This window comes from Domibacillus sp. (assembly GCF_031181085.1).
Taxonomy (GTDB): Bacteria; Bacillota; Bacilli; order Bacillales; family Domibacillaceae; genus Domibacillus.
This window is the reverse complement of sequence record NZ_JAPSLE010000003.1, coordinates 1-13,276: the sequence shown is the minus strand read 5'-3', so window position 1 is coordinate 13,276 and position 13,276 is coordinate 1. Positions and strand designations below refer to the sequence as shown.

Sequence of the window (13,276 nt, the reverse complement as noted above, 5' to 3'; positions counted from 1 at the left end):
CCTGTTTTTGGATTACTTGCTAATCGCTTTTTCAATTTCATCAGTCTGTTTTAACACAGACTGCAAGCCTCCGCCTGATAAGTACCAAACGTTTGCATCAAGGTAAACGACATGATCATTTTTCACAGCTTTTGTGCCTTTTACAAGATCATTTTCTACAACCTGTTTTATAGAAGACTCTCCGTCTACTACAGCCGCACCGCGGTCTACAACAAACAAGTAGTCTGGATCTGTTTCCACTAAATACTCAAATGAAACGCTTTGGCCATGGGTAGATACTTCAATGTTTTCATCAGCTGGTTTTACACCGAATACGTCATGAATAATACCGAAGCGTGACGCAGGTCCGTACGCGCTGATTTTGCCTTCATTCGCCAAAATAATAAGTCCATTTTTGTTCATTGATGATGCTTTTTCGTTTAGTGCCGCTACTTTTTCATCAATAGCTGTTAATTTTTCTTTTACTTCTGCTTCTTTATCAAAAATCTGGCCAATTGTTGTTGCATTTTTCTTGAATGATTCCATGTAGTTTGACTCATCAACAGCAAGATAAACAGTCGGCGCAATCTCCGCAAATTGGTCGTATAAGTCCATTTGACGGCCTGAAATAATGATTAAATCTGGTGCAAGTTCATTAATTTTTTCAAAATCCGGCTCTTTTAAGCTGCCTGTATTTTCATACTTTTCATCTTCAAACTTTGAAAGGTAATCCGGAATATTTTCTTTTGGAAGGCCGACTGGCTCAACTCCAAGTTCTGCCATTGTATCAAGTGAACCAAAATCAAATACAACTACTTTTTCCGGGTTAACCGGCACTGTTGTTTCGCCAAGCTCATGTGTTACGGTTACTTCTTTTGGTGTTTCATTGCCCTCTGCCGGCTCTGTTTCTGCTTTCTCGCCGGAAGTTGATGAACTGCATGCCGCTGCGATTACTGTAAAAACGGCCATAACGATAAATAATAGATACTTTTTCATAATGCTCTCCTTTTATCAGCTAAAATACACGCATATTTTTTGATTGTTAATTTCCTGAATAGACATATCCATGCCATATACCTGTTTGAGTGTCAAGGTAGTAATAATCTCATTGACCGTTCCCTGCGCTTCAATTTTCCCGTCTTTCAGGGCCACAATATAATCGGAATACACAGAAGCAAAATTGATATCATGGATTACGATTAAAACCGTTTTGCCCAGTTCATCAGCCAAGCGGCGCAGCACTTTCATAATTTGAACAGAGTGCTTCATATCCAAATTGTTCAGCGGCTCGTCTAATAGAATGTACTCGGTATCCTGAGCGATGGTCATCGCAATAAACGCCCGCTGCTTTTGCCCGCCAGACAGCTGATCTAAGTAGCGGTCCTGCAGTTCCTCAAGCTCCATGTAACGAAGCGCTTCGTCAATGTGAACGTGGTCTTCTTTTGTTAATTTCCCTTGTGAGTAAGGGAAACGCCCAAAGGCAACAAGATCACGGACCGACAAACGCAGGTTTAGGTGATTAGACTGCTTCAAAATAGCCATTTTTTTGGCTAAATCTCTGCTTTTTGTTTCGTTTACTTTTTGCCCGTCGATCAGCACTTCGCCAGTATCCGCGCTCATCAAGCGGCTGATAATGGATAAAAGTGTACTTTTCCCGGCACCGTTCGGACCAATAAACGATGTGATTTTTCCCTTTTGAATATTGACTGACACATCATCAACAACTGCTTTTAATCCGTATGATTTCGAGACAGACTGCACTTCTACCATTATTTTTTACTCTCCCTTAACAATAAGTATATAAAGTAAATGCCGCCGACAAAGTTAATGATCACGCTAAGCTGCGTAGAAAAAGTAAACACATGTTCAACAATCATTTGACCGCCGGCAAGCGCCGCAATTGACACAAGTATCGAAGCAAAAATGAGAACGGAATGCTTATAGGTTTTAAACATTTCGTAGGCCACATTCACAACGAGCAGTCCAAGAAACGTAATCGGACCAACAAGCGCCGTGGCAACGGAAATAAGAACAGCAATAATAACAAGCAGCCGTTTAACCGTATAATCGTACTCAACTCCAAGGTTAATCGCTGTTTCTTTTCCAAGTGAAAGAACATCAAGATATTTTAAAAATTTCATTAAATACAGCAGCATAGCGGCAGTAATCACGGCTGCCATCACCAAAACCTCTGTCTGGACATTGTTAAAGCTCGCAAACATCCGGTCTTGAATAATTTGAAATTCATTTGGATCAATCAATACCTGCATAAATGAGGTAAAGCTCCCGAAAAACGTACCGAAAATAAGGCCAAGCAAAAGCAAGAAGTAAATGCTCTGCCCTTCTCTGCGAAAAAGCAGCCGGTACAGCACAAGTGCAAACAGTACCATAAAGCCGATCGAAATCGCAAAGTTCACCTGCTTGTTCATGACTGTCAGGCTGGTCGAGCCAAGGAAAAATACAAGCGTTGTCTGCACAAGCATATACAAGGAGTCAAGCCCGATAATGCTTGGCGTTAAGATCCGGTTGTTCGTTACCGTTTGAAACAGCAGTGTAGCGACTGCAATAACTGTTCCTGTCAGCACAATCGCTGCAATTTTTTCTGCCCGCCTTGGCAGAGCATAGTCCCAATTAGGTCCAAGCTCAATAAACATATAGCCGGCTATCGAAGCTGCCGCCAGCACAATTAGTATGACCAGTTTGCCCTTTTCACGCATAATCCCGTCTCCTCATCAGCAAGTAAATAAAAATCCCGCTCCCAATAACGCCAACCGTTAAGCCGATCGGAATTTCATATGGGAAAATGATGATTCGCCCGAGAATATCGCAGAACAAAATGAAGACGGCTCCTAAAAGCGCAGTATCAAACAAGCTGTTTTTTAAATTGTCCCCCCGGTAAATCGACACAATATTCGGAACAACGAGACCGAGAAACGGAATAAGCCCGACTGTCAGCACAACGAGTGTGGTGGACAGCGCCACAATAACGAGCCCGACGTTTACAGCCTGCTTATAATTCAAGCCGAGATTTTTTGCAAAATCCTCCCCCATTCCGGCGATCGTAAACCGGTCGGCGAAGAGGTAAGCAATCACAACAAGCGGAATACTTATGTACAGCATTTCATAGCGCCCGGCTGTAATCATGGAAAAGTCTCCCTGCAGCCAAGCTGACATGTTTTGAATCAAATCGTGCTTATACGCAAAAAATGTTGTGATTGAACTGATAATATTTCCGAACATAAGCCCGACAAGTGGAATAAAAATAGGATCTTTCATTTTAATCCGGTCAAGGATCTTCATAAACAGAAACGTGCCGGCAAGAGAAAATAGAAAAGCAATAACCATTTTTTCAAATGGACCAGCCGACGTAAAGACAATCAGCGCAATGAGGATACCAAATCGGGCGGAATCCATCGTTCCCGCTGTAGTTGGCGAAACAAATTTGTTGCGGCTCAGCTGCTGCATAATAAAGCCGCTGATACTGAGCGTTACTCCGGCAATTAAAATACTGATCAGCCGTGGAACCCGGCTCTGCCAAAAAATCTGCGTCTGGTGATCGCTAAATCGAAACAAATCCAACGGCGAAATAGTGGTAACGCCGATAAACAATGAAGCAAAAGATAATAAAATAAGCAGTAATACTAAGTAACGTTTTTTCATTCATTTGCCCTACCCTTTATATTGCTGTCAGGCAGTTAGTGATAGAGAGATTCATTCTCAATTGAAGCGAAAGATAAAAGCCGATTGAAAACCGGCATCCTTTCTACGACAAATTACGTCGGATACGATCCAGCGTGTGCAGGCACTGTTCAAATTCAGCCGGATCAATTCCGTTTGATGCATCTTGTATGGTTTGAAAAGCGATCGCTGTATAATCGTCCTTCATCCGCTTGCTTTCTTCCGTTAAAAAAACAAGATTTACCCGTTTATCCGTCGGATGCGGACGCCGTTCAACGAGCCCATTTCGTTCCATATTTGCAACAAGACGCGACACACTTGGCTCATCCCGTTCATTTAACACAGCAAGAGATTGCTGCGTTTGACCGTCCCTTTCAAACAAGCGGCTTAATAATTGCCATTGTTCATGGGTAATCGGATAACCATTGGATCGAAAATGCTGATTCAACCTGTTCGTCATCAGACGCGAGCTTTGAAACAGCTTGTATCCGAGTGAATCATCCAGCTTATACATAGCTCTTCACCTCTAACAGCTTATCTCCATTATTGTAATGGAAATAACTTGTCTGTGCAAGTATATGTCGTATTAAACGGATGCGGGCAATGATGCTTCTACAAACGTTTCGTTTTTAAAATCCAGGATATAGTCCGGTTTTTCCCGTTTTGTGCGGTGGCCGGCAATGTGAATCGGACTTTTTTTCCACCCTTTGTAAGCTTCTTCTGATTCCCACTGGATCGCCACAATCACTTTTTCATCTTCTTTGCTGCGTGAACGGACCCAAATTTTTTTGTCGATAAAGCCATCCATTTCCGCCATGGCATTTTTCCCTTGAAAGTTTTCAACGACCAAGTGGGATGTGCCCGGTTTTACCGTAATGGTTTTCATTTCAACAAACATGGTTTACCTCCTTTTTACCAAAATGAAATTGTTTTTCACTCTATCATTATATTGATAATGATTTTCAGTGTCAATAAGCAGTTTACTAAATGAATTGTTTTCCCGTTTGGGAGATTTTCCTTTATCATGAAACAATAAATAAAAAAGGAGCTGCTTTCATGAAAAAACAACCGTTTGCACTTCAATTCTGGAAACCGATTCTTATTCTTTGGCTGATTGGGGCGGCCGTTTTTGGATTCTTTGCTGCTAAGCTTCCTGCCAAGCTTGAAGGAGACGGTTTTCGGACAGATGGTGACTATGAAGTGGTTCAGCAGGATCTGCATGATACATTCCAATTTCCAGAACAGACCCTGCTTGTTTTATTTGAAAAGAGGAATCATGAATCCTCTAAGGCCTTTCAAACAAATATTAGCTCTGTCTTAGATGAAATTGACCAGATTGTATCACCCTCTGCCATCGATTCACCTTTTGAAAAAAAAGAATGGCTGAAAGAGGAAATCGCTTATGCCGCCATTCATTTTGATGATCCGTCAAAGCCAATGGATCCTGTGATTGATGACGTGCGGGCTATTTTAGCAAAAGAAGACGGCATCTCGCTGACAGGCGGACCTGTTATCTCAAAAGATATTAATCAAGCGAGCCAGGATGACTTAAAACGAGCCGAACTGATTGGACTGCCTGTGGCGCTTATCGTGCTCCTGCTTGCTCTCGGAACTGTGGTCGCTTCGATTCTTCCGCTTGTGATTGGCGGAATAACAATTATTGTCGGCTTCGGGATTTTATCCTTTATAGCCGACTCGGTTGGTTTGGCTATTTTTATTTTAAATATCGTCCCAATGCTTGGACTGGCACTGTCGATTGACTTTTCACTTTTATTTATTAATCGTTATAAAGAAGAACGCTCTCGTGGCCGGTCAATTGATGAAGCGATCCGGATTACACAAGCAAAAGCCGGCCACTCCATTCTTTTTTCCGCTTTATGCGTATTTATCGGGCTTGGTTCAGTGCTGCTGATCGACATTGATATTTTTAAAAATGTGGCCATTGGCGGTATGACTGTGATTGCGGTCGCGGTGATCGCGTCCATGACACTGCTTCCGGCGCTTCTAAAGCTTCTTGGCAGCCATATTTATAAAGGACGGATTTTGCGCGTCTCTGGAAACTCTGCCAGCCGGTGGCGCTTATTTGCCCGATTCGTGATGAAGCGTCCTGTTTTAGTCGCGCTGCTTGCTTTTTTTCTGCTCGGCACAGCGGTCATTCCAGTGAAAAACATGCACCTGGTCATTCCAGCAGCAGATTCATTGCCGACTACGTTCGAATCCCGCACGGCTTACGACAAAATTGAAGAGAACTTTATGAAAGATAACGCTTCAACGGTGTATGCAGTCGCTGAACGAAAAAACGGCTGGCTTGATGAAGACGGATTAATGGTTATGAAAGAACTGGAACAAAAATTAAAGCGGAGCGAAACCGTGAGCGGTATAGAAACCTTGTTTTCCATAAGCGGCCAGCGTGATCCGGCTGTACTTGCGGCTTCTCTTGAAAATCCGCAAACAGCCGCAAAGCTTGAACCGGTAATTGAAGGCTTTATTCAGGGAGATAAGCTTTTGTTTCCCATTTCACTTAACGCAGAAGCCGCCTCTGACGAAGCTCAGACAGTGGTTCGGAACTGGAGCGAAGACGACTGGCCGGTAAAGATTACATTTGGCGGCCAGCCTAAATTTAACCAGGAGCTGTATGATGAGATTTTTGATAAAGCAGCCCCTGTGCTGGCGGTTATCTTGATTTCAACCTTTTTTATTTTAATGATCGCATTCCGGTCGGTTCTGATTCCGCTCAAAGCGATTCTCATGAATGTTCTCAGCCTTGCTGCTACGTTTGGTATTCTTGTCTGGCTGTTTCAGGGAGGGCATCTTGGAATGGAACCGGCTTCTGTTTCTCTTATTCTGCCGGTGCTCGTTTTTAGTCTCGTGTTTGGCTTAAGCATGGACTATGAAGTGTTTCTCATCTCCCGCATTCGCGAATTTTATATGGACACATATGACAATGCATATGCGACTGTAGAAGGGCTTGCAAGCACAAGTAAAATTATTACTTCGGCTGCTGCCATTATGATCGCCATTACCGGCGCTTTTGCTTTTACCGGCGTTGTGCCAGTAAAACAAATTGGAATCGGTATTGCGATTGCCATTGCGATCGATGCGACCATCGTCCGCCTGCTGCTTGTGCCCAGCTTAATGAAACTGCTTGGCGCAGCCAACTGGTGGATGCCGTTTCAAAAAAAACCAAAAAAGCAGTCTTCTTGAACAGAAGACTGCTTTTTGCGAGCCTGCATTCAGCTATGAAATATCGAACCGGCGACGATTTCATCAGCGCTTTTTTGCAATAGCTCTTCTACTTTAAATGGCCCGGCTCGCTCTGAAAAAGACTGGACAATATGATAGCCAATACAATACCCAATCCACTTGGGAAGGCGGCGATCTTTTTTTCCATATAAAAAATCATGCTGTAGTTCTTTATCTGTACTCTCCAACGCAGAAACAAACGCTTTTTCCCATAGTTTTATTGCCATTTCAAGTGAATACAGACCCGCCCAGGGAGCAAGCTGCTTTTCCCCATACAGTTCTTTTACCGCAAATTCAGCTATTCCTTCTAAAACGAGGGCCTCTTTTAAACGTAAAGAATGATCTTCTTTTTTAAAATGATCTAACCAGCATACATGATTGTACTCATGTGCCAGCAGGGCTTTTACTTCTTCTCTTGGTAAACCAGGTGTCAAAAACAAAAAAATAACTTTCCCGACAGCAGCTCCATTTTTCTTAGGGATAGACGCTCTGCCTCTCCAGCGTGCTTTTCGTATCGGAAAAAGAACAATATGTGCTTCAGGCCCATTCCACTTTTGCTGCAGCTCTTTATATTCCTGTGCCGCCAGCTCCCACATACCGCTTTTCTCCATTTCCTCCACTGTGTTCCGGGTTTTTTCCCATTCGGACGGATCAAACAATCCGGCGGCAAGCAGGTGGTAGTGAAGTTCCTCTGGGCTGAACGCTGGAAAAAAAGAGACCAGCGGAGCACACAGTGTCTCACATTGAATAAAATACACTTCCTTTTTTCCCTTTCTTTCACACTCTCTTATAAACTCATCCAGCCATGCTCTGCTGTTTAATACCGGCATGATGCTGCCTCCTTTTTCATTGCCCTTCTTAATATATATATGAATAAGTTTATTTTGGAGCAGCCGTACTATTTTTATAGCAAAAAAGGATATTTCATAGACTTTTCGTTTATCCACCTCTTTTTTTCCTGCATAAACTATGAAACAAAGAAAGGAGGAATATCATGTCTCGAACACACTTTTATCATCTTTGCTCACAGCACACAGGAAAAAAAGTAAAAATTACCTGCCGTGATGGCAAAGTTCATACAGGAAGAATTACCCGCGTAACGAGAGACCATGTTTGGATTCGTCCTGCCGGCTTTTTAGGAGGGTTTGGATACGGATTTTATGGCTGGTATGGCTATGGATACGGCTATCCGGTTGCCCTGGCGGCTATCGCCGGTTTTGCCCTCGCATCTGCCTTTTTCTTATGGTAAAAAAATGAAAATAAAAAACGGTCATCTTATGCAGGATGACCGTTTTTAAAAGCGGGTTAGCCAGTAACAAAGGACTTGAATTTTTCATAATCTTTTCGATGACATTCAACCGTCAGCTTTGTTCCATTCTCTTCATACTCTGTTTCGAGCACAGCCGCGTGCTCATTAAAGTACGATACAACTTCCCCTTCATCAAACGGGACAAGCAGGGTACAGCGAACATAGTCTTTAAACAAGTGCTCTTTCAGCTTATTTGTCAGCTCGCTTATACCCGCTCTTTCTTTGGCAGAGATATATACCGAATCACCGGCTGTCTGCGGGTATTCGACACCGGCCCGGTCTGCTTTATTATATACATAGACGACCGGCATGTTTTCTGCCCCAATATCTGCGAGCGTTTTTTCCGTAATATCTATCATTGTTTCAAACTGCGGGCTTGATACATCAATGACATGAACAAGCACATCGGCAAATGCCGCTTCCTCCAATGTTGAGCGAAACGCTTTTACAAGATGGTGCGGCAGTTTGTTTACAAATCCGACCGTATCAGCGAGCAAAAACTCTTTTTTATCCGGAAGCTCAATGCTGCGCACAGACGTATCCAGCGTAGCAAAAAGCATGTCTTTCTCAAAAACCTCTCCCCCGTCTCCGCCGTACGTTCCGAGCATTGCGTTCATAACAGTTGACTTACCGGCATTTGTATAGCCGACAAGCGCAGCAACAGGCAGGTTGTTTTTTTGGCGCTGTCTGCGCTGTACAGTCCGCTGCTCCGAAATTTTCGCCAGTTCTTTGCGTAAATAAGAAATTTTCGATTCAATTTTCCGGCGGTCAAGTTCGAGCTTCGTTTCCCCGGCACCGCGGTTTTTAAAGCCTGAGCCACCCCCCTGACGCCCAAGTGCCACATACGTGCCGACCAGGCGTGGCAGCATATACTGAAGACGGGCCATCTCCACCTGGAGCTGCGCTTCTTTCGTTTTGGCACGCCGTCCGAAAATGTCTAGAATAAGCATGGTTCGGTCGACCACTTCGCAATCAAGCTCTTTTTCAAGATTTCGAATTTGCGATGGCGACAGCTCACTGTCAAAAATCACGACATCCGCTTCCATCTGTTCGACAAGGTGCTGCAGCTCTTCTACTTTTCCCGTTCCCATATACAGAGCGGGATGTGTACGAGGCAGATTTTGTGTCAGCTCCCCCTTTACTTCGATGCCGCACGCTTCCGCGAGATTTTTGAGCTCTTCCATTGAGTACAGAAAATCTCCCTCGCTATCCGTATTTACACCCGCTGTAATGCCCTTGAGTTGTTCGGTTTTTGTTTCGTTCATAGGGACCTCCGTTCTGAAAAAACCGCAGACATCGGCCTGCGGTTCAGTTTCGTGCTGTTAGTTTACCACGCCGGTGTCTTTTAAATCAAACGCTGTGAACGCTTCTTTCCATATAAAAAAGCGGGGTATGCACCCCGCTTACAAAAAGACGAAATAAATGACCGCTGCCAGAATGATACGATAAATGGCAAACGGAGTTAATTTGATACGGTTAATTAATTTCAAGAAGAACTTAATGGAAATTAAAGCGAAAATAAAAGCACTGATAAAACCGACCGCATAAAAAGGAAGATCGGAGCTTGAAATATACTCAAGGTTTTTCAACAGTGAAATAGAGCTGGCCCCAGCCATAATCGGCACGGCCATAATAAACGTAAAATCCGCTGCAGCACGATAGCTCATGCCAACAAGAACCCCGCCGGAAATGGTAGATCCAGAACGTGAAAAACCGGGAAGCAGAACAGAAAGACATTGGAAAATACCAACAAGAAATGCCTGCTTATACGTTATTTGATCAACAGTCTCTGCTATATTGGCCGTCTGCTTTCTGCCCCTGTAAAGGTCTGCAATCATCATCAGGACAGCACCAGCCACAAGCCCGATTAACACAGTCTCGGTTGTAAACAAATACTTATCAATTGTATCTTCAAACAAAACACCTAAAACCCCGGCCGGAACCAATCCAACAAGCACCTGGCCAAGACGAAGCCGATTTTCTTTGCCGCGTGTTTCTTTGTTTAAGCCAAGCAAATCAATAAACCGCTGCCTGAATACAACAACCACCGCTAAAATAGAACCAAGCTGGATGACAACCTTGAACGTATTAGCTGCATATTTCCCTAAAAATTCTTTAGAGTGAAGCCACATATCATCGACGATAATCATATGCCCTGTTGAAGAAACCGGGGCAAATTCGGTCATTCCTTCTACAAGTCCGAGAATAACCGCTTTTAATAGAGTGATAAAATCCATTTCTATTCTCCTTTGTCAGATTTCCACTCTCTAAAGTAGCATACTTTTCACTATACGCCAATCGATTACTGTTTAGACTTCCATTCTGCCAGAATCTTGAGAGCCGCTTCTTTACTTAAATGAATACCGCCGCTAAATGAATGGCAGTCAGGTGATGCAGCGCCCGTTATATAACACATTTTCGTTTCTTCCACCTGCTGCTCTGTGTATTTCTCAATCGTAATTTCATCCTGCTGTCCTACCACCCGTACCCGGTCTTCCGGAGAAATACCCAGCTCCTTCCGCACCGCTTTGGGCAGAACCACCCGCCCCTGCGCATCCATAATTCGCTTTGATTTCACCGCAATCATGCATTTCACCTCTTTTAGTAAGATAAGACTACTATTCCACCCTTCCTTTTTTTAGTCAAAACACGATAAATAAGGAAAAAAACAGAAAAAATGCTTTCCATAAGATCCTATTACCTAATTAACTATTTTCAAAATGAATCTTATAGCTTATTTTTTACGATAAATAGGCTTAAACACCTAATAAATCGAATATAGAATGTAAATTTACCATTTTTACAATTAATGTTAAAACCAGTTTTTTAAATGATACGAAAAGCTTCTATCTATACTTTGCTTTAAGAGAAGGAGAACAAAAGGAACGCCTTATGAAAACTGAGTTTTAGAATTTTAACAGCAGCTTTATCAGCTCTTCCCATTTTCTGCATCCTTATTCTTCAACTCTAATTTACGAATGTAGAGAAAATGCATGAACAGCTTAACGATTTGTCTCAATCCTCTGCCGATCAAAAAAACAGCTCGCAATAATATAAAACAAAAAACGCCTTGCGAACAAGGCGTTTCAGACTATAGACAAATGATATGGATGACCATGCACATGAATGGAATGGATCCGTCCAGGCAGTTCCGCTTTCCATGGGGCAGGCGCTGCCCTCCCGCCGCCAAGTGGCTTGCAACAAGATGTGGTATAGAGCGAATAAGGTCATATCTTTCTGTTTAAAAAAGAGAAAATGTCTATCCGGTCCTTGTTTATTGACCTTTAACACCACTTAGTGAAGCCTGCCGGACGAAGACTCCCGTGGAACGCGAAGCCCGGCAGGCTTCACTTATCGGCTCTTTTTAAAAGCGAAAGACTTTGTCTACACATTGAAACGCTTTGCGAACAAGGCGTTTTTGTTATCAGAACAATTAAGCGAGATGGGTTTTGAACCACTGTGCTGCTGCCTGCACTTCTGTAGCTGTCAGCATATGACCATTCATTTCCCAGTGAACGTCTGTTTCTGCACCGGCACCAGCCAGCAGTGCCGCTAAATCATCTGTTTCTTTTGCCGGACAAATAGGGTCGTTTTTTCCAGCTGTAATAAAAATAGGGGTGCCTGTTAAATCCGGAAGTTCAATCCCTCTTCTCGGCACCATCGGATGATGAAGGATCGCACCTTTTAAAGAATCTTCCAAATGAAATAATAGACTTGCGGCAATGTTTGCACCATTCGAGTAGCCGATTGCCACTACTTTACTCCGGTTAAACCCGTAGTCGCGTGCCGCCTGGGCTAAAAATTCATTTAATTCATTTGTGCGGAATACTAAATCTTCCTCATCAAATACCCCTTCTGCCAGCCGTCTGAAAAAGCGCGGCATACCATTTTCAAGCACATTTCCCCGTACGCTCAATACAGATGCATCCGGATCAATACTGTCAGCGAGCGGCAGCAGGTCATGCTCGGTGCCTCCTGTTCCATGTAAGAGAAGCAGGACACGGTCGTTTGATCCTTTTCGAAATACATGTTTCATGGCGCTTCCACCTTTTCTGTTTTTATTATCTTGAATTAAAGATAATGGTACAGGAGGAAGAGAAGCGCGTCAATTCCTTTTCCCTTAATACGCAGCCGCCAGAGCCATTTCACGTTCCAGCTGCTCTCGGCAGTTGACGACGTCGCCAATGACAATTACAGCCGGATTGCCTATTTCCTGCTTCTGCGCTTCTTCTGCAATACGGCATAGCGGCGCTGTTACAACGCGCTGTGCATTTGTCGTGCCCTGCTCAATCACCGCGGCCATCATTGCCTCATTGCGGCCATGGTGAATGAGCTGCTTCGTAATATGATCCAAATGTTTCATGCCCATATAAATCACAAGCGTATCTACAGACGTGGCAAGCTTCGACCAATCTGTTTCTCCTTTGCCTTCCATTTGATGCCCGGTGACAATGGCGAATGAATTGCCATATTCCCGGTGTGTGACAGGAATATTTGCATAAGCGGGTGCAGCAATGCCCGCTGTAATACCCGGAATAATTTCAACCGGGATGCCAAAGCTTCTTGCATAAGCAGCTTCTTCGCCGCCGCGTCCGAACACAAACGGATCACCGCCTTTTAAACGCACCACACTTTTTCCGTCAGAAGCGAACTTTACCATCAGCCGATTAATACGGTCCTGAGTCATCACATGATTGCCTGGAAACTTTCCGCAGAAGACGCGGACAGCTGATGGTTTTGACTCCTTCAACAGCTCTTTGTTTACAAGCCGGTCATATAAAATAACATCGGCCGTTTGAATGGCTTTTAATGCTTTAACGGTAATGAGTTCCGGATCGCCCGGCCCTGCTCCTACAATCGATACACCCATCTTTGTCCGCCTCCTTCTTTAAATAAATAAGTATACGTCATCGTCTTCAATAACGGCTTTATAAGTAGATACACAGCCGGTATCCGGCGCCTGCACTCTCCCATCAGTTGTGCAAATTTTCCAGTCATGCATCGGGCAGAAAACGTGCTCGCCGCTGACAATTCCTTCAGCGAGCACCCCGCCTTTATGCGGACAGC

At 43.7% G+C, this 13,276-nt stretch carries 15 protein-coding genes; 2 read left to right on the top strand and 13 right to left on the bottom strand.

What is annotated here, in order from left to right; all coding sequences use genetic code 11:
• Positions 1–12: 12 nt before the first annotated feature.
• From RIN81_RS05960 to RIN81_RS05935, 6 genes are all read right to left on the bottom strand, one after another.
• Positions 13–975: a siderophore ABC transporter substrate-binding protein gene (locus tag RIN81_RS05960; RefSeq protein ID WP_309088331.1), complete on the bottom strand. Its 963-nt coding sequence runs from the start codon at positions 973–975 to the stop codon at positions 13–15.
• A gap of 15 nt (positions 976–990) precedes the next feature.
• Positions 991–1,749 (bottom strand): iron ABC transporter ATP-binding protein, encoded by a 759-nt coding sequence (locus tag RIN81_RS05955; RefSeq protein WP_242231809.1) that lies wholly within the window; start codon positions 1,747–1,749, stop codon positions 991–993.
• Positions 1,749–2,696, bottom strand: coding sequence for an iron chelate uptake ABC transporter family permease subunit (locus RIN81_RS05950; protein WP_309088329.1), 948 nt, complete (start codon positions 2,694–2,696; stop codon positions 1,749–1,751). Before RIN81_RS05950 ends, RIN81_RS05955 begins: the two co-directional genes overlap by 1 nt.
• Positions 2,689–3,639 carry an ABC transporter permease gene (locus RIN81_RS05945; protein WP_309088327.1) on the bottom strand — a complete coding sequence of 317 codons (951 nt, stop codon included), beginning with the start codon at positions 3,637–3,639 and terminating at the stop codon, positions 2,689–2,691. The genes RIN81_RS05950 and RIN81_RS05945 overlap by 8 nt, the downstream gene beginning before the upstream one ends.
• 103 nt (positions 3,640–3,742) lie before the next feature.
• Positions 3,743–4,171, bottom strand: coding sequence for a MarR family winged helix-turn-helix transcriptional regulator (locus RIN81_RS05940; protein WP_309088325.1), 429 nt, complete (start codon positions 4,169–4,171; stop codon positions 3,743–3,745).
• Positions 4,172–4,243: 72 nt separating this feature from the next.
• Positions 4,244–4,555: an antibiotic biosynthesis monooxygenase family protein gene (locus tag RIN81_RS05935; RefSeq protein ID WP_309088323.1), complete on the bottom strand. Its 312-nt coding sequence runs from the start codon at positions 4,553–4,555 to the stop codon at positions 4,244–4,246.
• A gap of 158 nt (positions 4,556–4,713) precedes the next feature.
• Here RIN81_RS05935 and RIN81_RS05930 point away from each other — a divergent pair, with 158 nt between their 5' ends.
• Complete coding sequence (locus RIN81_RS05930) at positions 4,714–6,861, top strand: MMPL family transporter (RefSeq protein ID WP_309088321.1); 2,148 nt, start codon at positions 4,714–4,716, stop codon at positions 6,859–6,861.
• 29 nt (positions 6,862–6,890) lie between these two features.
• On the opposite strand, the gene RIN81_RS05925 is transcribed toward RIN81_RS05930, so the two are convergent.
• Entirely contained in the window at positions 6,891–7,730 is an 840-nt protein-coding gene (locus RIN81_RS05925; RefSeq protein WP_309088319.1) for a DUF2268 domain-containing putative Zn-dependent protease, read from the bottom strand.
• Between the two features lie 164 nt (positions 7,731–7,894).
• Between RIN81_RS05925 and RIN81_RS05920 the strand changes: the two genes are divergently transcribed.
• Positions 7,895–8,149, top strand: coding sequence for a hypothetical protein (locus tag RIN81_RS05920; protein WP_309088317.1), 255 nt, complete (start codon positions 7,895–7,897; stop codon positions 8,147–8,149).
• 56 nt (positions 8,150–8,205) lie between these two features.
• Here the strand turns inward: RIN81_RS05920 and hflX are convergent, their stop codons facing one another.
• The 6 genes from hflX to RIN81_RS05890 all read right to left on the bottom strand — a co-directional run.
• Positions 8,206–9,474, bottom strand: a complete 1,269-nt coding sequence (gene hflX / locus RIN81_RS05915; protein WP_309088314.1) for a GTPase HflX — start codon at positions 9,472–9,474, stop codon at positions 8,206–8,208.
• A gap of 138 nt (positions 9,475–9,612) precedes the next feature.
• Complete coding sequence (locus tag RIN81_RS05910) at positions 9,613–10,446, bottom strand: undecaprenyl-diphosphate phosphatase (RefSeq protein ID WP_251269999.1); 834 nt, start codon at positions 10,444–10,446, stop codon at positions 9,613–9,615.
• 65 nt (positions 10,447–10,511) lie between these two features.
• The gene (locus RIN81_RS05905) at positions 10,512–10,796 is read right to left on the bottom strand and encodes an AbrB/MazE/SpoVT family DNA-binding domain-containing protein (RefSeq protein ID WP_309088311.1); all 285 of its coding nucleotides are present in this window, start codon (positions 10,794–10,796) and stop codon (positions 10,512–10,514) included.
• A gap of 846 nt (positions 10,797–11,642) precedes the next feature.
• On the bottom strand, positions 11,643–12,245 hold the full coding sequence (locus tag RIN81_RS05900; protein WP_309088309.1) for an alpha/beta hydrolase: 603 nt from the start codon (positions 12,243–12,245) through the stop codon (positions 11,643–11,645).
• Positions 12,246–12,329: 84 nt separating this feature from the next.
• The gene (cobA, locus tag RIN81_RS05895; protein WP_309088307.1) at positions 12,330–13,079 is read right to left on the bottom strand and encodes a uroporphyrinogen-III C-methyltransferase; all 750 of its coding nucleotides are present in this window, start codon (positions 13,077–13,079) and stop codon (positions 12,330–12,332) included.
• Positions 13,080–13,097: 18 nt separating this feature from the next.
• A partial coding sequence (locus tag RIN81_RS05890; RefSeq protein WP_309088895.1) for a Rieske 2Fe-2S domain-containing protein occupies positions 13,098–13,276 on the bottom strand: 179 nt, incomplete at its 5' end.

Coding starts and splice junctions, on each gene's coding strand:
- RIN81_RS05960 (WP_309088331.1), bottom strand. CDS start 975: ATGAAAAAGTATCTATTATTTATCGTTATGGCCGTTTTTACAGTAATC.
- RIN81_RS05955 (WP_242231809.1), bottom strand. CDS start 1,749: ATGGTAGAAGTGCAGTCTGTCTCGAAATCATACGGATTAAAAGCAGTT.
- RIN81_RS05950 (WP_309088329.1), bottom strand. CDS start 2,696: ATGCGTGAAAAGGGCAAACTGGTCATACTAATTGTGCTGGCGGCAGCT.
- RIN81_RS05945 (WP_309088327.1), bottom strand. CDS start 3,639: ATGAAAAAACGTTACTTAGTATTACTGCTTATTTTATTATCTTTTGCT.
- RIN81_RS05940 (WP_309088325.1), bottom strand. CDS start 4,171: ATGTATAAGCTGGATGATTCACTCGGATACAAGCTGTTTCAAAGCTCG.
- RIN81_RS05935 (WP_309088323.1), bottom strand. CDS start 4,555: ATGTTTGTTGAAATGAAAACCATTACGGTAAAACCGGGCACATCCCAC.
- RIN81_RS05930 (WP_309088321.1), top strand. CDS start 4,714: ATGAAAAAACAACCGTTTGCACTTCAATTCTGGAAACCGATTCTTATT.
- RIN81_RS05925 (WP_309088319.1), bottom strand. CDS start 7,730: ATGCCGGTATTAAACAGCAGAGCATGGCTGGATGAGTTTATAAGAGAG.
- RIN81_RS05920 (WP_309088317.1), top strand. CDS start 7,895: ATGTCTCGAACACACTTTTATCATCTTTGCTCACAGCACACAGGAAAA.
- hflX (WP_309088314.1), bottom strand. CDS start 9,474: ATGAACGAAACAAAAACCGAACAACTCAAGGGCATTACAGCGGGTGTA.
- RIN81_RS05910 (WP_251269999.1), bottom strand. CDS start 10,446: ATGGATTTTATCACTCTATTAAAAGCGGTTATTCTCGGACTTGTAGAA.
- RIN81_RS05905 (WP_309088311.1), bottom strand. CDS start 10,796: ATGATTGCGGTGAAATCAAAGCGAATTATGGATGCGCAGGGGCGGGTG.
- RIN81_RS05900 (WP_309088309.1), bottom strand. CDS start 12,245: ATGAAACATGTATTTCGAAAAGGATCAAACGACCGTGTCCTGCTTCTC.
- cobA (WP_309088307.1), bottom strand. CDS start 13,079: ATGGGTGTATCGATTGTAGGAGCAGGGCCGGGCGATCCGGAACTCATT.